18 protein-coding genes are annotated in these 22,206 nt (G+C 62.1%); 4 read left to right on the forward strand and 14 right to left on the reverse strand.

What is annotated here, in order from left to right:
* Nucleotides 1-2: 2 nt before the first annotated feature.
* The 5 genes from phoU to pstS all read right to left on the reverse strand — a co-directional run bounded on the left by phoU (nt 3) and on the right by pstS (nt 4,720).
* Nucleotides 3-713, reverse strand: coding sequence for a phosphate signaling complex protein PhoU (phoU, locus tag ACQ4W7_RS21285; protein WP_426072266.1), 711 nt, complete (start codon nt 711-713; stop codon nt 3-5).
* 48 nt (nt 714-761) lie between these two features.
* The gene (gene pstB, locus ACQ4W7_RS21290) at nt 762-1,544 is read right to left on the reverse strand and encodes a phosphate ABC transporter ATP-binding protein PstB (protein ID WP_426072267.1); all 783 of its coding nucleotides are present in this window, start codon (nt 1,542-1,544) and stop codon (nt 762-764) included.
* Nucleotides 1,545-1,582: 38 nt separating this feature from the next.
* Nucleotides 1,583-2,479 (reverse strand): phosphate ABC transporter permease PstA, encoded by an 897-nt coding sequence (gene pstA, locus ACQ4W7_RS21295; protein ID WP_426072268.1) that lies wholly within the window; start codon nt 2,477-2,479, stop codon nt 1,583-1,585.
* Nucleotides 2,476-3,447, reverse strand: a complete 972-nt coding sequence (gene pstC, locus ACQ4W7_RS21300) for a phosphate ABC transporter permease subunit PstC (RefSeq protein WP_225240714.1) — start codon at nt 3,445-3,447, stop codon at nt 2,476-2,478. The genes pstA and pstC overlap by 4 nt, the downstream gene beginning before the upstream one ends.
* A 223-nt stretch (nt 3,448-3,670) precedes the next feature.
* Nucleotides 3,671-4,720 carry a phosphate ABC transporter substrate-binding protein PstS gene (pstS, locus tag ACQ4W7_RS21305; protein ID WP_426072269.1) on the reverse strand — a complete coding sequence of 350 codons (1,050 nt, stop codon included), beginning with the start codon at nt 4,718-4,720 and terminating at the stop codon, nt 3,671-3,673.
* 271 nt (nt 4,721-4,991) lie between these two features.
* Between pstS and ppk1 the strand changes: the two genes are divergently transcribed.
* From ppk1 to ACQ4W7_RS21320, 3 genes are all read left to right on the forward strand, one after another.
* On the forward strand, nt 4,992-7,085 hold the full coding sequence (ppk1, locus tag ACQ4W7_RS21310; RefSeq protein WP_426072270.1) for a polyphosphate kinase 1: 2,094 nt from the start codon (nt 4,992-4,994) through the stop codon (nt 7,083-7,085).
* A 25-nt stretch (nt 7,086-7,110) separates the two neighbouring features.
* Complete coding sequence (gene sixA, locus ACQ4W7_RS21315; protein ID WP_426072271.1) at nt 7,111-7,569, forward strand: phosphohistidine phosphatase SixA; 459 nt, start codon at nt 7,111-7,113, stop codon at nt 7,567-7,569.
* 313 nt (nt 7,570-7,882) lie between these two features.
* The gene (locus ACQ4W7_RS21320; protein ID WP_254926692.1) at nt 7,883-8,008 is read left to right on the forward strand and encodes a hypothetical protein; all 126 of its coding nucleotides are present in this window, start codon (nt 7,883-7,885) and stop codon (nt 8,006-8,008) included.
* Nucleotides 8,009-8,091: 83 nt separating this feature from the next.
* On the opposite strand, the gene ACQ4W7_RS21325 is transcribed toward ACQ4W7_RS21320, so the two are convergent.
* The 8 genes from ACQ4W7_RS21325 to ACQ4W7_RS21360 form a co-directional block, all read right to left on the reverse strand.
* On the reverse strand, nt 8,092-9,213 hold the full coding sequence (locus tag ACQ4W7_RS21325; RefSeq protein ID WP_436533051.1) for a polyamine ABC transporter substrate-binding protein: 1,122 nt from the start codon (nt 9,211-9,213) through the stop codon (nt 8,092-8,094).
* A 312-nt stretch (nt 9,214-9,525) separates the two neighbouring features.
* Entirely contained in the window at nt 9,526-12,132 is a 2,607-nt protein-coding gene (clpB, locus tag ACQ4W7_RS21330; RefSeq protein WP_426072273.1) for an ATP-dependent chaperone ClpB, read from the reverse strand.
* Between the two features lie 121 nt (nt 12,133-12,253).
* Nucleotides 12,254-12,727, reverse strand: coding sequence for a molybdopterin synthase catalytic subunit MoaE (gene moaE / locus ACQ4W7_RS21335; protein WP_436533054.1), 474 nt, complete (start codon nt 12,725-12,727; stop codon nt 12,254-12,256).
* On the reverse strand, nt 12,724-15,303 hold the full coding sequence (locus ACQ4W7_RS21340; protein ID WP_436533056.1) for a DUF349 domain-containing protein: 2,580 nt from the start codon (nt 15,301-15,303) through the stop codon (nt 12,724-12,726). The genes moaE and ACQ4W7_RS21340 overlap by 4 nt, the downstream gene beginning before the upstream one ends.
* Before the next feature lie 194 nt (nt 15,304-15,497).
* On the reverse strand, nt 15,498-16,115 hold the full coding sequence (locus ACQ4W7_RS21345; protein ID WP_426072276.1) for a hypothetical protein: 618 nt from the start codon (nt 16,113-16,115) through the stop codon (nt 15,498-15,500).
* A gap of 162 nt (nt 16,116-16,277) precedes the next feature.
* Nucleotides 16,278-18,944 carry a bifunctional acetate--CoA ligase family protein/GNAT family N-acetyltransferase gene (locus ACQ4W7_RS21350; protein ID WP_436533058.1) on the reverse strand — a complete coding sequence of 889 codons (2,667 nt, stop codon included), beginning with the start codon at nt 18,942-18,944 and terminating at the stop codon, nt 16,278-16,280.
* Between the two features lie 116 nt (nt 18,945-19,060).
* Nucleotides 19,061-20,053 carry a DUF2804 domain-containing protein gene (locus ACQ4W7_RS21355; protein WP_436533060.1) on the reverse strand — a complete coding sequence of 331 codons (993 nt, stop codon included), beginning with the start codon at nt 20,051-20,053 and terminating at the stop codon, nt 19,061-19,063.
* Entirely contained in the window at nt 20,050-21,333 is a 1,284-nt protein-coding gene (locus tag ACQ4W7_RS21360; protein ID WP_436533062.1) for a winged helix-turn-helix domain-containing protein, read from the reverse strand. Before ACQ4W7_RS21360 ends, ACQ4W7_RS21355 begins: the two co-directional genes overlap by 4 nt.
* Before the next feature lie 79 nt (nt 21,334-21,412).
* Between ACQ4W7_RS21360 and ACQ4W7_RS21365 the strand changes: the two genes are divergently transcribed.
* Entirely contained in the window at nt 21,413-21,826 is a 414-nt protein-coding gene (locus ACQ4W7_RS21365; protein WP_426072280.1) for a hypothetical protein, read from the forward strand.
* Here the strand turns inward: ACQ4W7_RS21365 and ACQ4W7_RS21370 are convergent.
* Nucleotides 21,810-22,181 (reverse strand): YajD family HNH nuclease, encoded by a 372-nt coding sequence (locus ACQ4W7_RS21370; RefSeq protein ID WP_010396763.1) that lies wholly within the window; start codon nt 22,179-22,181, stop codon nt 21,810-21,812. The two genes, ACQ4W7_RS21365 and ACQ4W7_RS21370, sit on opposite strands and share 17 nt — an antisense overlap.
* Nucleotides 22,182-22,206: the final 25 nt, after the last annotated feature.

A 22,206-nucleotide genomic window follows, 5' to 3' on the forward strand; every position in this document is an offset into this window, starting at 1 on the left:
GCTTACTCAGGGAGCTCCTCGGAAATGGCGGGAGCAGCCACCTTGGTGTGGCGGATGTCCTTGCCTTCAACCACGTAAATCACGTATTCGGCGATATTTTTCGCATGGTCGCCGATCCGTTCGATGGCCTTGGCCACCCACAGGGTGTCGAGCGCCGCCGAAATCGTGCGCGGGTCTTCCATCATAAAGGTGATCAAGTTGCGCATGATAGACCGAAACTCATGGTCGATGATGGCATCTTGTGCAATTAATTGTAAGGCTTGCTTGCCATCGTTGCGGGCAAACGCGTCGAGCGCGTCGTGCAGCATGTCGGTGGCCGTGTTGGCAATGCCGCGCACCATCTCGTAATGGTTGACGACGCCGTTGCCCCGCTTGTGCAGACTCTTCGCCACGCGGGCGATTTTGGTCGCCTCGTCGCCTACGCGCTCGAGGTCGGTAATCACCTTGATGGTGGCCATGATGGTGCGCAAATCGTTGGCGGCCGGCTGGCGGCGCACGATCAAATGGCTGCAGGCATCGTCCAGCGACACTTCCAGCTGGTTGACGACGTCGTCTTCGCGCATCACGCGGTCGGCGCGTTCCGGGTTGCCGATGCGAAAGCACGTCATCGCGTCGAGGAACTGGGTTTCAACGATGCCGCCCATCAGGAGCACTTTCGAGCGGATCGCTTCGAGTTCGTTGTCGTATTGCTTGGATGAATGTTCGCCTATCATGCTGTCTCTCCGTATTCAGTTGTCTTGTATATAGCGGTGCGCGACGGATCAGCCGAAGCGGCCCGTGATGTAATCCTGCGTTTCCTTGCGGGCCGGATTCATGAATATCTGGTCCGTTTCGCCGAATTCCACCAACTCGCCCAGATACATGTACGCCGTGTAGTCGGAGCAGCGCGCCGCCTGTTGCATATTGTGCGTCACGATGGCAATCGTGTAATCCTGTTTCAGTTCGCTGATCAGCTCTTCCACTTTCGAGGTCGAAATCGGATCCAGCGCCGAGGTCGGCTCATCGAGCAGCAAGACGTCCGGCTTCACGGCCACGCCGCGCGCGATGCACAAACGCTGCTGCTGGCCACCCGACAGCGACAGACCGCTCTTCGAGAGTTTATCCTTGACTTCGCCCCACAGCGCGGCCTTTTTCAAGGCCCATTCCACGCGCTCGTCCATCTCGCCTTTCGACATGTCTTCATACAGGCGCACGCCGAAGGCGATATTGTCATAGACGGACATGGGGAACGGCGTCGGCTTCTGGAACACCATGCCAACCTTGGCGCGCAGCATGTTGACGTCCTGGTCGGCGTCGAGCACGTTGCGGCCGCGGTACAAGATCGAGCCTTCCGCGCGCTGGCCCGGGTACAGGTCATACATGCGGTTCAGGGTACGCAGCAGCGTTGATTTGCCGCAACCGGACGGGCCGATGAAGGCAGTGACCTTCTTCTCGTGGATGTCCAGGTTGACGTTATGCAAGCTTTGCGTTTTGCCGTAAAAAAAGTTCAGGCCCGAAATCTCGATGGTTTTTTTCTTTGGTGCCAAGTCTTGGGCTGGATTCATTTGCGTATTCATGTGGGTTCGCTTCGCTCGATATCTGTTTAATTAGGGACTTTTTGGCTGAACACGGTGCGCGACAGGATGTTTAAGGCCAGCACGCTGAAAGTGATCAGCAGTGCGCCACCCCAGGCCAGCGAGCGCCAGTTGTCGTACGGGCTCATCGCAAACGATGCGATGACGGACGGCAAGTTGGCCATCGGCGCATTCATGTTAAAGCTTTGGAACTGATTATTCAGGGCCGTGAACAGCAGCGGCGCCGTTTCGCCGGCGATGCGGGCCAATGCCAGCAGAACACCGGTGATGACACCGGCCTTGACGGCGCGCAAGCGCACCAGGGTGGCGACCTTCCAGCGCGGCGCACCCAGGGCAAAGGCGGCTTCGAGCAGGCTGTTCGGTACAAGGCGCAGCATATTGTCCGTCGTGCGCACCACTACCGGCACGGCGATCAGCGACAGGGCGATGGCGCCGGCGTAACCGGAGAAGTGCTTGACGTGGGCCACGTACAGCGCATACACGAACAGGCCGATGACGATCGATGGCGCCGACAGCATGATGTCGGTGACAAAGCGCGTCACTTGCGCCAGCTTGTTTTCTTCGCCGTATTCGGCCAGGTAGATGCCGGCCAGGATGCCGATCGGGGTGCTGACGACAGTAGCCAGGCCCACCATCAGGGCGCTGCCGACGATGGCATTGATCAGGCCGCCGCCTTCGCTGCCGGGGGCCGGCGTCGTTTGCGTGAACAGGTCGACGGACAAGGCGCCGAAACCCTTGATAATCAGGGTGAAGAGTATCCATACCAGCACGGCCAGGCCCAGGGCCATGGCGGCCACCGACAGGGCGATGCCGATGCGGTGCATCAACAGGCGCTTGCGGTAGACGGGGTTCATGGCCGGCTTGGCCGGAGCGTCGTGGGGGCTAACTTGGCTGAGCTGGCTCATTTCGTGCCTTCCTTGCGGGACATGCCAGCCAGCATCAGCTTGGCGGCGGATAAGACGATAAAGGTGATGACAAACAGGATCAAGGCCAGCGAGAACAGCGATGCCACATGCAACTCGGATTGCGCTTCGCCAAATTCATTCGCCAGCAAGGAGGTGATGCTGTTACCGGCGGCAAACAACGACCACGACAGTTTATTCGCGTTGCCGATGACGAAGGTGACGGCCATGGTTTCGCCCAGCGCGCGGCCCAGGCCAAGCATGACGCCGCCGACGACGCCGGTCTTAGTGTAAGGCAAGACAATCTTGCGCACCACTTCCCAGCGCGTGCAGCCCAGGCCGTAGGCCGATTCCTTCAGCACGGCGGGGACGATTTCAAACACGTCGCGCATCACCGAAGCGATGAAGGGGATGATCATGATGGCCAGCACCAGGCCGGCCGTCAGCAAGCCGATACCCATCATGGGGCCGCTGAACAGCTGGCCGATGACCGGCACGTTGCCCAGGGTGGCTTTCAGGATGGGCTGGACGTGGTCGGCAAACAGGGGCGCAAACACGAACAGGCCCCAGATACCGTAGATGATCGATGGCACGCCGGCGAGCAACTCGACAGCCGTGCCCAGCGGGCGGCGCAGCCATGCCGGGCAGATCTCCGTGAGGAACAGGGCGATGCCGAAGCTGACGGGAAAGGCGATCAGCAGGGCAATCACCGACGTCACCAGGGTACCGATGATGGGGATCAGGGCGCCGTACTGGTCATTGACGGGGTCCCACTCGGCCGACACGATGAAATGCAGGCCGAAGGTCTTGAAGGCCGGTATCGATTCCATGATCAGCGAAATGATGATGCCGACCAGGACGATCAGCACCGACAGGGCGAACAGCATCGTCACCTTGTGGAACATGAAATCCTGGAAGCGCTGCTTGCGCATGGTGGAAAGCATTTGCGCGTGACTGATGGAATCGGTCATGGTGCCGCCTGGCATGGGGATCGTGGAGGAGGTAGATTGTGCGCTCATATTGTGCCAGATGTGGGTGGTACTGCCGGTATTGCTGTTTTGAACTCTTGTTTTATCTTGCTTTTTTAGCCGGGACCGCCTGCAAGGGCTGGCGGGCGGTCCTGGCTAACTCCCTGCCCCGCCGTGCTGCTGGCGGAGGGACAAGGATCAGTACTTAAGTATTCAGACTATCGGATTAGTAAATTGCTTTGCCCGATGCGTCTTTCAAATTGGCTTTCCACGACTCTTGCACCAGTTTCACGACCGATGCCGGCATCGGCACGTAGTCCAGTTCAACGGCAGCGGCGCCACCGTTTTTGTAGGCCCAGTCGAAGAATTTCAGGACTTCTTTTGCCTTGCCTGCGTCAGCCTGGACTTTGTGCATCAGGATGAACGACACGCCGGTGATAGGCCAGCTGTTCTTGCCAGCCTGGTCGGTCAGGACCACGCCGAAGCCTGGGGTTTGCGTCCAAGGTGCCGAAGCGGCTGCTGCCTTGAAATTTTCGTCGTCAGGCTGCAGGAAGTTGCCGTCCTTGTTTTGCAGCTGGGTATGCGACATCTTGTTTTTCTTGGCGTAAGCCCACTCGACGTAGCCGATCGAACCCTTGATGCGCTGTACGTTGGCGGCGACGCCTTCGTTACCCTTGCCGCCCACGCCCACGGCCCATTTCACAGCCGAGCCAGCACCGATTTTCGATTTGAATTCCGGGTTGGTTTTCGACAGGAAGTCGGTGAACAGGAAGGACGTGCCCGAACCGTCGGCGCGATGCACCACGGTGATTTCCGTGTCTGGCAGCTTGACGCCACTGTTCAGTGCGGCGATCTCAGGCGCGCTCCACTTGGTGATCTTGCCCAGGTAGATGTCGCCAACGACTTTACCCGTCATTTTCAACTGGCCTGGGGTCACGCCGTCCAGGTTGACGATGGTGACCACGCCGCCCATGATGGCAGGGAACTGCATCAGGCCCGCTTCTTCCAGCTCTTCTGCCTTCAAAGGCATGTCCGAGGCGCCGAATTCAACAGTCTTGGCCTTGATTTGCTTGATGCCAGCGCCGGAACCGACGGACTGGTAGTTCAGGCCGTTGCCGGTGTTGGCTTTGTACGTCTCGGCCCATTTGGCGTAGATCGGGTACGGGAAGGTAGCACCAGCACCTGTCATATCTGCCGCCATGACGGAAGCGGAAGAAAATGCCATCGCTGCCGAAGCACCCACGACGATAAATTTGAACATTTGCTTCATTTGCATATCAAGTCCTCAGGGTTGTTAGGGCTCAAAGTCCCGGTTGAATGCTGCGCAGTCTAACAAGCGAATATGACAGCTTTATGACATAGCTAAAAATTCATGAAATAATTGACTACGCCCCGAGGAATGCCCTTTTCGGCGCGAAAAATGACAGGACCGGCGACGCTTTATGACAGCTTATGTCACGCTTACGTCATATTTCATGATTACACTCACAACGCGTCATACATGATGAAATACGGCTAGAATTAACTATCTGCAAAGACAAAAGAATATGAAACCTGAAATGCACATGGAAGTGACCAAATCGGGCATCCTGCTGGACCGCGAACTGTCGCAACTGACTTTCAACCGGCGCGTGATGGCCCAGGCGGAAGACCCGAACATTCCGCTGCTCGAGCGCCTGCGCTACCTGTGCATCGTCAGCAGCAACATGGATGAGTTCTTCGAGGTGCGCGTGGCCAGCCTGCTAGCGGCCGGCAGCATCGGCGGTTCGCTGGCGGGCCACCCTGCCCTGGCGGCCAACCTGGAGCGCATCGGCAAGGAATGCCATGCGCTGGTGGAACGCCAGTACGAGATATTAAATAGCGACGTCTTGCCAGCCCTGCGCGAAGCGGGCGTGCATTTGCTGCGCGACAGCGACCGCAACGAGGCTCAGCGCGCCTGGGTCAAGCAATATTTCGACCGCGAAGTACGCCCCCTGCTCACGCCCATCGGCCTCGATCCGGCCCACCCGTTCCCGCAAGTGGTCAATAAAAGCCTCAATTTCATCGTTTCGCTGAGCGGCAAGGATGCGTTCGGGCGCGGCACGGCGATCGCCATCGTCAAGGCGCCCCGCGTCTTGCCGCGTGTCATCAAGTTGCCGGATGAGATATCCGGCGATGGCGTGTCCTTTTGCTTATTGTCGTCCGTCATCCATGCACACATCTCGGACTTGTTCGCCGGGCGCGAGGTGATTGCCTACTCGCAGTTCCGGGTCACGCGCGACAGCGACCTGTGGGTCGATGAAGACGAAGTCAAGAACTTGCGCCAGGCCTTGAAGGGCGAACTGGTGGGGCGCCAATTCGGCACCTCTGTGCGCCTGGAAGTGGCGCGCAATTGCCCGCCAGAACTGTCACAGTTCCTGCTCGACCAGTTCAGCCTCGATCAAAGCCGGCTGTACCGCGTCAACGGCCCCGTGAACCTGGTGCGCCTGTCGGAAATGATCGACCACGTCAAGCAGCCCGAGCTGCGCTTCCCCCCCTTCTTCCCCGGCCTCGCGCATAAAGCCATCGGCAACGACATCTTTGCCGCGCTCAACAAGCACGACATCCTGCTGCACCACCCCTACCAGTCGTTCCAGACGGTGATCGACTTCGTGCGCAGCGCCGCCTACGATCCGTCCGTCGTCGCCATCAAGCAGACAATCTACCGCACAGGCATGAACTCGGACTTGATGGAGTCACTCATTACGGCGGCGAAGTTGGGCAAGGAAGTGACCGTCATCGTGGAATTGATGGCACGCTTTGACGAGGAAGCCAATATCAACTGGGCCGACAAGCTGGAGCAGGCCGGCGCGCAAGTCGTGTACGGAGTGGTGGGCCTGAAAACCCATGCCAAGGTGGCGCTCGTCATCCGCCGCGAAGAAGGCGCGCTGCGCTTCTATGCCCACTTGGGCACCGGCAACTATCACCCCACCACCACCAAGCTGTACACCGACTTCGGCCTGCTGACGGCGAACCAGGACCTGGCCGTGGAAGTGAACGAAGTCTTCATCCACCTGACCAGCCTGACCAAACCGCACAACCTGAACCACCTGTGGCTGGCGCCGTTCGGCCTGCAAAGCGAAATCATCAAGGCCATCCGCAACGAGGCGAAGATCGCCCGCTCGGGCCGGCGCGGGCGCATCATCGTTAAAGTCAACGCGCTGGTCGATGAATCCGTGATCCGCGCCCTGTATGCGGCCTCGACCGATGGCGTGAAGATCGACCTGATCGTGCGCGGCGCCTGCACCCTGAAGCCGGGCGTGCCTGGTCTGTCGGAAAACATCAAGGTGCGCTCCGTGATCGGCCGTTTCCTTGAGCACAGTCGCATTTATTACTTCCGCAACGACCTGGCACACGATGTCTACCTGGCCAGCGCCGACTGGATGAGCCGCAACCTGTTCCGCCGCGTAGAAGTGGCCTTCCCCGTGCTGGACCGGGCGTTGAAGCGGCGCGTGATCGCCGAGGGCCTGAATCCGTATTTGAAGGATAATACGAATGCATGGGAACTGGAGCCGACAGGCCACTACGCGCGCCGCAAGCCGCGCGGCAAGCAAACGCCGTTCAGCGCCCAGCAGTATTTGATGCACGCACTGGGCACGCCGGGCGCGGAGGTCGGCGATTAGGCAATTCTACACACAGGAGTACAGCATGGATCTCATCTTGTGGCGACACGCAGAAGCGGAGCCGGGCCTGCCCGACCTCGAACGCGCCCTGACCGTCAAAGGCCAGAAACAGGCGCGCCGCATGGGCGAATGGCTGGCTTCGCAACTACCGGAAAATTGCCGCATCCTCGTCAGCCCCGCCCTGCGCACCTTGCAAACGGCGGAAGCGCTGGGGCGCAAGTTCAAGCTGATGCCGGAACTGGCGCCTGGCGCCGAGGCGGAAGACGTCCTGAAGGCGGCCAACTGGCCCGGCGGCAAGGAAACCGTGCTCATCGTCGGCCACCAGCCCACGCTGGGACAGGCGGCGGCCCTGCTGCTGACGGGCGAGGAGCAGGAATGGGAAATGCGCAAGGCCAGCGCGTGGTGGTTTTCGCAGCGAGAATTAGGCGACCCGATCAGCGTCTATTTAAAGGCCGTGATGGCGCATGACCTGGTGGTGAAATAACGGTAGTCAAGCAGGGAAATGCGCAAGGCCAGCGCAAGAATGGACAGGTTCTCGCAACGCGAACCGGGCGACCCGATCAGCGTCTATTTGAAAGCCGTGATGGCGCATGACCTTGTGGTGAAATAAGGGTAGTGAAATAAGGGAAATGCGCAAAAAAGTGCGCAGGGACAAATACTAGTAGAAATTACAACTCGACAGCCTTGTAAAGCGCGGCCGATCTGCTAGAGTTTAATTGCATCAACTACGTGTCGGAGCGCTGCTCTGGCACATTGAGCAACCCAGCGGACAGCCGTCCAACGGCGGCTGAAAGACCATGTTAACCTTCCTCGTTTTTCTCTTCATCGCCATCTTCGCCGCCATCATCGGCTTCGTCGCCTTTGAACTGATCGAAGAAATGCGCGGCAGTCACCATAAGCTGATGGACCGCTACCACGAGTAGTGTTCACCTCGGCAATATCGCATGGCGCCAGCGACGGCTACCAAGCCCGTCTCTCGCGCCATCGTTGTTTTTACACTCCAGGCTTACACTCCCGTTTTGAACTTCGTATAGATACGCGTCATCAATCGACGGATATCGGCCGTGGTCGCTTCCGGCGCGGCCATGCGCTGCTTGTCGGCATCCGACAGGAAAATGGCCTTGTTCTCGCCAATGTCCTTGCGTACATACTTGATGCTGGCCGGATTCGGATTCGCGTAGAAGACCTTGTTGCTCAGGCTGGCATGCACTTGCGGACGCAGGATATAGTTGATGAACAGGTGCGCATTGTTCGGGTGCGGCGCGTCGGCGGGGATAGCCATGGTGTCGAACATCAGGGCGGCCGTCTTCGGCACCAACACCTGGATCACATTGCCGTTTTTCGCGTCGATGGCGCGCTGGCGCGCGATATTGATGTCGCCCGACCAACCCAGCGCGACGCAGACGGCACCGTTGGCCATGTCATTGATGTAGCCTGACGAGCTGAACAGGGTCACGTAGGGGCGGATGGCTTGCAGCACCTTGCCCGCTTCCTGGTAGTCGCCGGCCGTTTTCGAGTACGCGGGCTTGCCCAGATATTGCAGGGCGGCCGGCAGCACTTCCGACGGCGAGTCGAGGAAAGACACGCCGCACGACTTCAGCTTCGCTGCATATTTCGGGTCGAAGACCAGGTCCCAGGCATTGTCGGGCATGGGCATGGCGCCCAGCGCAGCCTTGACCTTGTTGACGTTGATGCCGACCGTCGTGTAGCCCCACAGCCAGTCGACCAGGTAATCGTTGTTCGGGTCGATCTTCGCCAGCTTGGCTTGCAGGTTGGGGTCCAGGTTGCCCAGATTCGTCAGCTTGCTCTTGTCGAGTTTGCGCAGCAGGCCCGCGTCGATCTGCAGGCGCGCCCACTGGGCCGTCGGCACGACGATATCGTAGCCGGACTTGCCCGCCACCAGTTTCGCATTGAGGATTTCGTTATTGTCGAAAACGTCGTAGCGTACCTTGATGCCCGTTTCCTTCTCAAAATTCTTGATCGTATCGTCGCCGATATAGTCCGACCAGTTATAGATATTCAGTACTTTTTCTTCCTGAGCCTGAGCCTGGGCAGGCAAGGCCAACATGGCCGCCGCCAAGGTCAATCCCACTCCAATGCGCCGCCCTGCTTGCCATGTGTTTGCCATCGTACCGCCTCCAGAAGAATCAGAAAATAGTGACGATGATAGCAAGAAGGGCGGCATCAGGTCCAGCCTGATACCGCCCTGCCTAAGGACGCCTATCAAAACCTACTGCGCGTCGCGATTTGCGGCCTGCGATGCTCACCGTACTAAAGTACGGTTGCGCTTCTCTGCCACAACTCACTGCCGCTCGCTACGGTTTTGCTAGGCGTTGTAAATCCTCCTCACTGCACATGCCGAAAAACTGGGGTCAGACCCGACGGGGGAAGCTACCCCAATGGGGTAGCTTCCAATCCAGCAGGGATTGACCTGCCAACATTACACCTTATCCAGCCCCACCTGCGCGCCCGTGAATACGAGGTTGCCGTTCCGGGCGTCGATGCGGATCTCGTCTTTCGGGCCAAACTTGCCTTCCAGGATCAGCTTCGACAGCGGATTTTCGATCTGCTGCTGGATTGCCCGTTTCAAAGGACGGGCGCCATACACCGGGTCGTAGCCCGCTTCGGCGATTTGCTGCAAGGCCGCGTCCGTCAAGCTCAGCTGCATGTCCATGCGCGCCAGGCGTTCTTCGAGGATCTTCAGCTGGATCTTCGCGATCGCGCCGATGTTTTTCTCGTCGAGTCCGTGGAACACGACGATTTCATCGATGCGGTTGACGAATTCGGGACGGAAGTGCGAGCGTACCTCGGCCATCACGGCCAGCTTCACGACACCGGGATCATCGCTTTCCATGGCCTGGATCTTATGCGAACCCAGGTTCGAGGTCATGATGATGACAGTATTCTTGAAGTCCACCGTGCGGCCCTGGCCATCCGTCATGCGTCCATCGTCGAGCACTTGCAGCAGCACGTTGAAGACGTCGGCATGCGCCTTTTCCACTTCGTCGAGCAGGATCACGCTGTACGGCTTGCGGCGCACGGCTTCCGTCAAGTAGCCGCCCTCGTCGTAACCCACATAGCCGGGCGGCGCGCCAATCAATCGGGCCACGGAATGCTTCTCCATGAACTCGCTCATGTCGATGCGGATCATCGATTCTTCCGTATCGAACAGGAAAGTCGCCAGCGCCTTGCTCAGCTCCGTCTTGCCCACGCCCGTCGGTCCCAGGAACATGAAAGAACCATAAGGACGGTTCGGATCGCTCAAGCCGGCGCGCGAGCGGCGAATGGCGTCAGCCACGGCCGTGATCGCTTCATCCTGGCCCACGACGCGCTCATGCAGCTTCTCTTCGATGTGCAGCAGCTTGTCGCGTTCGCCTTGCATCATGCGCGACACGGGTATGCCCGTCGCGCGCGACACCACTTCGGCGATTTCCTCGGCGCCCACTTCCGTGCGCAGCAATTTCGGCTGGTCGGGATCGCGTTTCGGTATGCCGCTGTCAGCCTGCTTGAGCTGGGCTTCCAGCTGCGGCAGCTTGCCGTATTGCAATTCCGATACTTTCTGCCAGTTGCTCTCGCGCGTGGCCTGCTCCATCTGCAGCTTGACTTGCTCGATCTCTTCCTTGATGTGCGTACTGCCCTGCACTACGGCTTTTTCCGCCTTCAGGATTTCCTCGAAGTCGTTATATTCACGCTGCAGCTTGACGATCTCTTCCTCGATCAAGCCCAGGCGGCGCAAGGACGCTTCGTCTTTTTCCTTCTTGACGGCTTCGCGCTCAATCTTCAGCTGGATCAAACGGCGTTCCAGTTTGTCCATCACTTCCGGCTTCGAATCGATCTCGATCTTGATCTTCGCCGCCGCTTCATCGATCAAGTCGATCGCCTTGTCGGGCAGGAAGCGGTCCGTGATGTAGCGGTGCGACAACTCGGCAGCGGCGATGATGGCCGCGTCCGTGATTTCCACCTTGTGGTGCAGCGCGTATTTATCCTGCAAACCGCGCAGGATGGCGATGGTCGCCTCCACGGTCGGCTCGTCGACCAGGACTTTCTGGAAGCGGCGTTCCAGCGCGGCATCCTTTTCGATGTACTTGCGGTACTCGTCAAGGGTGGTGGCGCCCACGCAATGGAGCTCGCCGCGCGCCAGCGCCGGTTTCAGCATATTGCCGGCATCCATTGCGCCTTCGGCCTTGCCCGCGCCCACCATGGTGTGCATCTCGTCGATGAAGACGATGGTTTGCCCTTCATCCATGGCCAGTTCCTTCAGCACGGATTTCAGGCGCTCCTCGAATTCACCGCGGAATTTCGCGCCGGCCAGCAAGGCGGCCATGTCCAGCGACAGTACGCGCTTGCCTTTCAAGGACTCCGGCACTTCGCCATTGACGATGCGCTGCGCCAAGCCTTCGACGATAGCCGTCTTGCCCACGCCCGGTTCGCCGATCAGCACGGGGTTGTTCTTGCTGCGGCGCTGCAAGATCTGGATGGTGCGGCGGATTTCATCGTCGCGCCCGATCACAGGGTCGAGCTTACCCTTGCGCGCCCGTTCCGTCAGGTCCAGCGTGTATTTTTTCAGTGCTTCGCGCTGGCCTTCGGCCTCTTGCGAATCGACCTTGTTGCCGCCGCGCACGGCGTCGATGGCCGCTTCCAGGGCCTTGCGGGTCAGGCCGTTTTCGCGCGCCAGCTTGCCGCAGTCGGACTTGTCGTCCGTCATGGCCAACAAGACCATTTCGCTGGACACGAACTGGTCGCCCGCCTTTTGCGATTCCTTGTCGGCCAGGTTCAGCAGGGCCACGAATTCGCGGCTGACCTGCACGTCGCCGCCCGTGCCCGACACTTTCGGCAAGCGTTCGATCGAGGCGCCCAGGGCCTTGGACAGGCCGCCCACGTTGACGCCGGCCCGCTGCAAGAGCGAACGGGCGCCGCCGTCGTCCTGGTTCAACAGGGCCGTCAGCAGGTGGACTGGTTCGATATAGGGGTTGTCGTTGCCCACGGCTAAGCTTTGCGCATCGGCCAGGGCTTCCTGTAATTTGGTAGTGAGTTTGTCTTGTCGCATGAAAAGCGCTCCCGGTTAATTAGTTGCTAATCAAATTGGGGTGAGGCAGTACTTTTCAAGCATACACAAAGCAGAAAACCGCTGCACTTGGGCAAATGCTAGCGTGCGCGGCAGACACGATTCAAATGGCGCTTGCTTTTGCCGTCCATTTGTCCAGCGCCGTCTCGTCGCTGTCGCGCGCATCGACCCAGCGCGCGCCTTCCGGCGTATCTTCCTTCTTCCAGAACGGCGCTTCCGTCTTCAGGTAATCGATGATGAACTCGCAGGCGGCAAAGGCCTCGCCCCGATGGGCGGACGAGACCGCCACCAGCACGATCTGCTCCTGCGGCAGCAATGGCCCCACGCGGTGGATCACCAGCGCGCCGGACAGGGGCCAGCGGCCCCGCGCCTGCTCGACGATGGCCTCGATGGACTTTTCCGTCATGCCCGGATAGTGCTCGAGCTCCATGGCCGCCACGTCCAGCCCCTCGTTCATGTCGCGCACCGTGCCGACGAAGCCAACGACGGCGCCTACCTTGGGATTGCCTGCACGCAATTGTGCAATTTCTTGACTGAGGTCAAAATCAGCTTGCTGGACGCGGACGCAAGTGCTCATTTGGCGTCGCCTCCGATGCGCCGCAGCAAGGTTTCGATGCGGCTGGCAGTGCGCGCATCGGTGGCGGCGGCTATCGCGCACAACTGCATCAGCTGCGATACTTGCGTGAGCGGCTTCTGGCCTGATTTGAGCGACGATTGCAACACTTCCACCTGCATTTTCAGGCGGTCGCGGGCAAATTCGGCACCACTGTCGACGCCGGCAACGATTTCCAGACGCAACACCTCATCGCGCAAGCGCTCCTGGTTGGCCTGCAATTGCTGCACGTAGGCGGTGCCGCCCTCGCCCAGTGCGGCCTGGGCGGCGGTAAAGCGCTGCTGCAAGCTGCGTTCATACTGTGTGTCGAGCGGCGGCAAGGCGCTCCAGCGCTCACTCCACGCTGCCGCATCCGCACCGGCGTCGCCATCAGCCAGTGCGGCTTCCAGCGATTGCACCAGGCGCAACTTGTCGCGCAGGGCGTTGGCTTGGGCCGCACCGGCGCGCTCGGCGATGGCGTCCGCTTGCGCTTGCACGCCAGCAACAGCCGCCTGGTAGCGCTGCTCGATCTTTGCTTCACTGGCGCGCGGCACGGGGCCGGTGGCGTTCCAGGCGGCACGCGTGTCGCGCAGCAAGTGATTGATAAAGGCGCTGCGGGTCTTGTCGTCGCCCTCGGGCACGACGGCCGTTTCCAGCGCGGCGCACAGCGCCTCGCGCGCATGCAGGTGTTCGCGGCGCTCGTGGTCGGCCGCATGGGCCGTTTCCTTACGCTTGGCAAAGATATCGTCGCAGGCGGCGCGGAAGCGCTGCCACAGCGCCTGTTCCGCGCGGCGTTCCAGCGGCAAGGCTTTCGCCAGCTCCTGCCATTTGTCTTGCAAGGCTTTCAGCATGTCGACGGTGTTGCGCTCGGACGGCTTGAGCAAGCCTACTTCGACGATCAATTGTTCGCGCCGCGCCGTCTCGATCTGGCGCTGCGTGTCCAGCGGCTTCGACAGGGCGTCCAGCGCGGTGCCGAATTCCGTATCCAGGCGTTTCTTTTCCTTGCGGTCGATGGTGCCCAGGCGCGTCCACGCCTGGCGCAGGCGCTGCGAGCTTGACGCGACATGTTTCCAGTCGGTACTCTCTTCGGCCGCCAGGGCTGCCGTTTCCGCGATCAATTCCTGGGCCTTGGCCGCATTGCCGTGGCGCTCTTCGGCCAGTTGCTTGAAATGCTGGGCCGCCGGCGCATACGCCAGGCTGCAGGCGGCATCGAAACGCTCCCACAGGGACTTGGGCGCGGGGCCGGACAAGGTATCGAGCGACTTCCAGCGCTCGCGCAGGCTGCCCACTTTCTTGGCCAGCTCGGCCATTGGCAGTTGCTGTGCCCGCAAATCCTCGCCCGCCTTGACCAGTTCCTCGCGCGACACGTTGCCGCCCCAGCGCGCCCAGTCGGCCAGTTGCTTGAATTGCCCGCGCACATGGGCCAGGCGATCCGCTTGCACAGGTGTCAGGCGACCGTGTTTGCTATCGCGCAAAGTCTTGTCATGCTCGGAAGCGACGTGCAATAAGCCATCCTGCAACGCCGCTTCCATGGCGTCGAGCACCTTGAAGAACTGCTCGGTCGCCTCTTTCGCCACGGGAGCGAGCTCCTGGCGCGGCTTGCGCGGCGCCGCTTCGGCATGCGCTGGCGTAGCCACGGCCGCGGCAGTGACGACCGGCGCCGGGGCGCTGGCCAGCACGCCTGCAAATTGCTGCTGCAGGCTGTCGGACAGCGGCGATTCGGGCAGACGCGGCAGGGCTTGCCAAGCGCGCTTCAAGGTATCCGCGTCGAGTGTGGCGGCATCCTGCGCCTGCCATTCGGCCAGCGCTGCCTGGCGCACGTCGAACACGGCCTGGTGCTGCTGCAAGGCTTGCAAGGCGGACTGCGCCTGCTCGCGCGCCTGCGCAAAATCGCTCTGCAGATGTTTCGGCAGCGAAGCGCGTTCGGGCGATTGCGCATGCTGCACATGTTCCGCATCCAGGCGGGCCAGCGCTTGCGCCAGTTCTCCGGCGGACTGGCCGTTGCTCGCCAGCGCGCGCGCGGCGGCGACGGCGTCGATCACGGCGCGCTGCAACACCACTTGCGCTTCCAGGCGGGCTGCCAGCGCGGCACGCGCGGCGCTAAAGGCGGTCGCCAGTTCGGGCGTGGCCTTGATGACTTGCCATTGGCGGTCCAGCTCAGCTACCTGATTCGGGCTCAGCTTGTCATCGTTCAACAGGCGCTGGGCGGTATCGATGCTGGCCTGGGCGCGCTGGGTTTCCGCCGCTTGGTGGCGGATCAGGTCGATGCGGCCCTGCATCAGCTTGGCGACGCGGCGGTCCGTGTTACGCATGGCCTGGTGGAGTTTTTCCAGCAGCGGCAAGGCATGGACGTGTTCGGCCGCGATCAGACGGGCATCGGCAAATTCGCTGGACACAATGAATTCAAAGGCGGCGGCTTCGTCGCCCGCCACGGCATGGGCACGCGCAACCTGTTCGGCGCGGCGCGATGCGCTCTGCGCCGAGGCGGCAGCCTGTTCTGCCACGACAGGGTCTGGTGTGGAAGGCTTGCTGGCAGAACGCTTGAAAAGAAATTCGAACATGACGGGTTTCGCGTGGATCAAAACCACCATCATAACAAAGCCACGGGTATTGCATCGAACAGGTCTGTACAAGTTGCTAAATGATAAACATTAAATATTTAACAAGCTCATATCTCCCAAGCTGGCGCCAGCGCAAAATCAAGGGCGTGGAGCCGACGCAAACGGGCGGACGGGGGTGTGCGCTCGCTATCCGTTCAAGCCTGCGCGCGCTGCGGCTGTGACACGGCAGGCACGGCGTCCGTGGCGGCGGTGCCGGCGATGCCCGTGGTTTCAGCGGCACCGTCGGGCGTATCCGGTGCCGGCAAAGGCACTGGCAAAACAAAGGGCAGCACCTGCGCCTTGCCGCGGCGCGCTTCCTGCGCGCGCGCATCATGGGCGAGGAACTGGTAGGCGATGGCAAACCACGCTTCGCCCACGATGACCTTGCGCGCCAGCGCGAACAGTTCGCGCTCTTCTTTTTCCAGGCGCTGCAACAAGGCCGCGCAAAAGGTGTCGATAGCCGCGCACAGCTGCTCGGCCTGCTGCTCGGAGCTGTCGAGGGCGGCACCTGCGCGCTGCTGCACCACATTGATGCTTTCCAGCGCCGCGTGGTTCAAGCCGTTGAGCTCATTGAGCAGACCGTTGAGCAAACCATCGGCATGCGGCGTCGCCTGGCGAATGGCGGGAATCAGATACATCTCCACCTTGCGCCAGTAGCCCCCCTGGTACAGCCGGTTCAGCCAGTCGCCCGTGTACTGCAATTGCGCCAGGCTCAGCCTGCTTTGCTGGCGCAGTTGCATCTGCATGTATTTTTGAAATGCCAACAAACTCATGCGGATACTTGCCTGTTCCACCGACAGGGAAACCAATATATATGTTGCCGTAAGCATGTACTCACTCCCAAAAACGCGCTGAATGTCTCATCCTGGAAGTGAAAGTGTAAAGACTAGCGACAGGGGCGGGTTTGATCTTGCACAAACCCGCAGCGGCTTCTTTCAGGGCGCGCGCAGCCCGATATGCAGGTTGACCACGCCCGGCTCTTCCGACGGCGAGACTTCTCCGCCAAAACTTTTCACCAGCCGCTGCATGCCCTTGTTGCGCGCCATCGCCTCGCCCACCAGCGCTTCCGTGCCGCGGCTGCGGAAGTAGTCGACCAGCTTTTCAAACAGGATATGGCCCAGGCCCTTGCCTTTCAGGGCCGAACGCACGGCGATGGCGAAATCGGCGTGGATATTGTCCGGATCGGCCACGGCGCGCACCACGCCCAGGGTCTCCGGCTTGCCGTCCGGGCCCGTGTGCGTGGCGATGAAGGCCATGGCACGGTCGTAATCGATCTGCGTCAGGCGCGCCAGCTGGGACACGGGCAGCTCGCGCATGGAAGTGAAGAAGCGCAGGCGCACGTCGTCCGGGTCCAGCGCGTGGAAAAGATCCATGTGCTGCGGCGCGTCCTCGGGGCGTATGGGGCGCAGCAGGATGGACTGGCCCATCCACGTCACCTGTTCTTCCAGCTCCTGCGGATACGGGCGGATGGCCAGGCGGTCGCTCTTCTGGCCCGGCTGCAAACGGATGCGCGCGTCGAGGGCGATCACGCCGTCGGCGTCGGCCACCAGCGGGTTGATGTCGAGCTCGGCCAGTTCGCCGATATCGGCCACCAGTTCGGCCACCTGGATCAAGGTGTAGCAGATGGCGTCGATGTCGGCCGGCGGCTGGTTGCGGTAGCCGGCCAGCAGTTTCGACACGCGCGTGCGCGCCAGCATATCGCGCGCCAGCACCATGTTCAGCGGCGGCAGGCCGATGGAATGGTCGGCTGTCACTTCCACGGCGATGCCGCCCTGCCCCACCAGGATGACGGGACCAAACGCGGCGTCCGTGGTGACGCCGACGATCAATTCATGCGATTGCGGCCGGCGCGCCATCTGCTGCACCGTGAAGCCGTCGATCAGCGCATCGGGGCGCATGCGGCGTACGCGCTTGAGCATGGCGGCAGCGGCCGTGCGCAGGATGTCGGGCGTGTCGAGGTCGAGCGCCACGCCGCCCACGTCGGATTTGTGGGCAATGTCGGGCGAATGGATTTTCAGCGCCACCGGGTAGCCGATGTCCGTCGCCACGGCCAGCGCCTCTTCCACGTCGGCCGCCATGCGCGTAATCGCCACCGGGATGCCGTAGGCGGCCAGGATTTCCTTCGAGCGGCATTCGCCCAGCACCGTCTGGCCGGCGGCCAGCGCGGCGGCGACGATTTCGCGCACGCGCGCGCGGCGCGGCGTGGCCGACATGGGCAGCTGCGCCGGCACCTGCATCAGGGTTTCCTGATTGCGCCGGTACTGCACGATCTGCATGAAACCATGCACGGCTTTTTCCGGCGTGTCGTAGGTGGGAATGCCGGCCTGGTTGAAGACCTGGCGCGCGGGCGCCACGGTGGTGCCGCCCAACAGGCAAGACAGCACCGTGCGCGAAGTGGCCTTGATCAGCGGCGTGACAGCTTCGGCGATGTCGATCGACGAGACCATGGCCGTAGGCGCGTGCAGGAGCAGCAAGGCGTCCGCCTGCGGCTCGTCGAGCAGCGGCTTGATGGCGTCGACATAGCGCTGCACGGGCGCGTCGCCGGGCAAGCCCACAGGATTGTCGTGCGACCAGCCCCGTGGCAGGGCCTTTTCCAGGGCGATCACGGTATCGGGCGATAAATCGGCCAGCTTGCCGCCGCTGCCCACCAGCGCATCGGTGGCCATCACGCCCAGTCCCCCGCCATTGCATAAAATCGCCAGGCGCTCGCCGCGCTGGGCGCGGATATGCGTGAGGGTTTCCACGGCGTCGAAGAGTTCCTCGGCCGAATACACGCGCAGCATGCCGGCGCGGCGGATGGCCGCGTCATACACGGCGTCGGAACCGGCCAGCGCGCCCGTATGCCAGGCCGCCACGGCCGCGCCTTCTGGCGCGCGCCCCGCCTTCAAGACGATGACCGGCTTGCTGCGCGCGGCCGCCCGCGCCGCCGACATGAATTTGCGCGCCGCCTGAATGTCTTCCATGTACAGCAAGATGGCGGCCGTGTCGATGTCGCCGGCCAGGTAGTCGAGCAAGTCGCCGAAATCGATGTCATAGCTGCCACCGAGCGAAATGAACTTGGAAAAGCCCACGCCGTGCGCATTGGCCCAATCGAGCACGCCCGACACCAGCGCGCCCGATTGCGACACGAAAGCGATCTTGCCGCTGGTCGCGCCCAGGTGGGCGAAGCTGGCGTTCAGCCCCAGTTTCGGCACCAGCAAGCCCATGCTGTTGGGCCCCAGGATGCGCAGCAGATGCGGCTTGGCTGCCTTCAGCATGGCCAGGCGCAGCGACTGCTCGCGCACGGGGTCGAGGCCGGACGTCATGACGATGGCGGCGCGCGTGCCCAGCGCGCCCAGTTCGCGGATCAGGGCCGTGATGGTGGCGGGCGGCGTGCAGATGATGGCCAGGTCCGGCGCTTTCGGCAGTTGCGCCAACTTGCGGTAGCATTTCAAACCCATCAGCTGGTCGTACTTGGGATTGACAGGCCAGATTTTGCCCTGGTAGCCGCCGCCCATCAGGTTGGCCAGCGCGATGGCGCCCAGCTTGTGCTCGCGCGCCGTGGCGCCGATCAGGGCCACCGAGGCCGGCTTGAACAGCTTGTCGAGATTACGGATACTCATGTTCTGGCCTCATGGATTGCCGGAGCGGGATTGCCGGAGTGGCTGCGCCAGTGTATAGGATGCGCTGCCAAAAAAACTTGACCTTGTCGCGCGTTTCGCAAAAAATCCGTGCGCGCCTACCAGCGCGAGCGGTGGCTTTCCGTCACGCCCGCCAGCTGTGCCACGATGCGCTTGGGAGCTTCCGCGCTGGTACGCACCCAGCCGCTGAAAGTGCCGATGGGCTGGATGTAGCGGCTGGCGGCGACCCACAGGTTTTTATCCTCGCGCCGCGCGCCCTCGGGCTTGAAATGCAGGTCCAGCAGATCATCATCCGTCCACACATGCCATGGCGCCAGCGGGTTATCGGGATTGAAGTCGAAATGCGCACGACCCAGCGGATACACCTGGCCGTCGAGCCACAGCGCGTTTTCATGCGCGCCAAAATAGCCGGCCTGCAGATTGAAACCCAGGTCCAGGCTGTGCGCCGAAGCCCAGCGCCATTCCGTCTCGCGCGCCAGCAAGCCGTTCGAATAGTCGAAACTGGCCACGCCGTCATCGAGGCTGTAGCCCTTGGCGCCGCAGCGCACCGTGCCCCACAAGGGCAAGCCGCCCGACTTTTGTGTCGCATGCACGCTGCCGCCCTCGCCCACGGGCCCCACGGCCAGCAGGGTGGGCGCCACGGGCGGGCCGAATTCCGCATCGATGCCGAAATGACCGCAATCGAGCTGCAGACGGTAGCGCTGCTGCGGCTGCGCCTCGATGGAGATCACTTGCGAGAGGAAACGGAAACGGCTGCTGGCAGCAGCATGCGGCGCCACCGACGCGCACAGGCCGGGAATGCCATCCTGCGAAAAGCTCGCCACGATCTTGCCCTTGTGGCGGTCGAAGGCATACGCGAACGCCGTGCTGGTCCAGCCCAGGTCAACGATGGCCACGCCGCAGAACAGGGTGGGCGTGGACAGGGCCACATAATGCCAGCGCTTGTGGTGGAACAAGCGCCAAAGGGCGCCGCGCGCGTGCGGCGGCGCCAGCGCAGCCCAGTCGAATGCATTCAATTGCCCCGTGTAGCGGCCAAAACGGGGCTGGCCGTCGGCGTCGAGCAGCGCGGGCGGGGCTGGTGGCAGCATCATGCGACCCGCCTTACCGCGTCGCGGCCATCCTGCAGGGCTTCGGCCAGCTGCGTGCCAAATAGCGCGGGCTGCGCTTGCGCAATAGCAATATCCGGGCACGCATGCCAGAGCGCCAGGCGCTGCACGGCGCCGGCCACGTCTTGCACCAGACGGGGGCTGAGGCGCACGCCGTCTTCCAGCACCAGCGACTTGATCTCGAAGCGCCCCTGCGCGCGGTGCGCCTTGGCGTCCAGGCGCCCCACCAGCGCGCCGCGCCGCAAAATCGGCAGAGTGAAGTAACCATACCGGCGTTTTTCGGCTGGCGTGTAGCATTCGAGCCGGTAGTCAAAGCCGAACAATTCCAGGGCCCGGCGCCGGTCCCAGACGACGGGGTCGAATGGCGACAATATCGTCGTCAAGGTGGGCGACAGTTTGCCGGCCGCCGCCGCGCGCATCAATTCGCCATGCTCGGCATGCACATACACGGCATCATCCCAGCCAACCACCGAGCAGCGCAGCAACACGCCCTCGTCCACCAGCGCCTGCAAATCGTGCGCCAGGCTGGCGCGCGATTGTTTGGTGCGGAAATAATCGCTGATCCAGCTGGCCCGCGCCAGGCCTAGCGCCTTCACGCTGGCCAGCAGCAGGCGCCGGCGCACCTGCTCTTCTGGCGACAGCAAGCCATCGTGCCAGCCCGGCAGCACTCTTTCGGCCAGATCGTAATAGCGCTGAAAATTGTGGCGTTTGGCGATCATCAGCACCCCCGACGTAAACAGCACTTCCAACGAGCGTTTTTCCGGCTTCCAGCTCCACCAGCCTCCTGCCTGGCCATCCGTGCGCTCAAAGTCCGCCGAGCGCGCGGCGCCGTTGGCGCGGATGTGCTCCAGCACGGCGGCCACGGCATCGCCCTGCTCGGCCATCCACTTTACCGAGTATTTCCAGCCCATGGCCGCCGGGTCCAGCATGCGGTGGCGGTACAAGCCGTAATCCTCGATGGGCACGAAGCAGGCTTCATGCGCCCAGTATTCGAATAGCGCACCCTCGGCCAGCAATTGCTCCAGCCACGGCTGCGGATAATCGCCCAGCCGGCTCCACAGCACCAGATAAGGGCTGCGCGCCACCACATGGATGGTGTCGATTTGCAGCACGCCCATCTGGCGCACGGCGGCCAGCACGTCGGCCTTCACAGCCTTCCTGCGGCGCGCCTGCAGCAAACCTTGCGCAGCCAGGTGCAAGGCGCGCGCGGCAGCCAGCGATAAAGGGGGGAGGTCGGGAAGAATGTGCTTGTCTGGGCTGTGCATAGCTGAAAGATACCGCATTCCGCGTGACACTTGTACGTTTTATCGCTATCGGCTTGCCCGGCAACTGCACGCAACCCAGGTGCACGACACCGCAGCCGACGACGCGGACGCGGGCCGCCAGACCTACCGGCCAGCTCGGCACCCAGACCGTGCAGGGCGTGTGGAACGCAGCGCCAAGCTGGGCCGTCAAGGGCGGCGTCGAGCTGAAATCTCGCGCGAGTGGAACGGCTGGCTGAGCGCCGAGTACCGCAGCGAGCGCTTCCGCGATCCGGGCACCTCGGCCGCCACGCGCGCCGCCAAGGCCGCCCTGGGCGACGACCACGGTTACACCATGTTGCACCTAGGCAGCAGCTACCAGTTGAACCAGCGCGTCACCTTGAATGCGGGCACGGTGCGCCTCAAAGCCCGCCCCGGCTTCTTGCCGCGGATCGTCTTGGGTCAGCAGGATGCGCATGGAGTGGGCGCCGGTGGCCCGCTCAGTCCTTCTTTTTGATCAGGCCGGCCAGCGCGGCGAACGGATTGTGCGTGGCGGGCGCCACCTCGGCCGACAGCAGGCCGGCGCCACGGTCCGCTTCCAGGTAGCGCGAGTGCTCATTGTCGTGGCAATACAGGCACAGCAATTCCCAGTTGCTGCCGTCCGGCGGATTGTTGTCATGGTTATGGTCGCGGTGGTGCACCGTCAGCTGCTGCACATTGGCACGCGTAAATTCGCGCGTGCAGCGGCCGCACACCCACGGATACATCTTCAGCGAGCGCTCGCGGTAGCCGCTCTCGCGCTGGTCGGCGGCGCGGCGCGCTTCGGCCACGATCTTGTCCAGTCTTGCCGCGTCGGGCTTTTTACTCTGCATGACAACTTTCGATATGGGCGGTAGA

Source organism: Janthinobacterium algoris (assembly GCF_051380935.1).
Classification (GTDB): domain Bacteria; phylum Pseudomonadota; class Gammaproteobacteria; order Burkholderiales; family Burkholderiaceae_D; genus Janthinobacterium.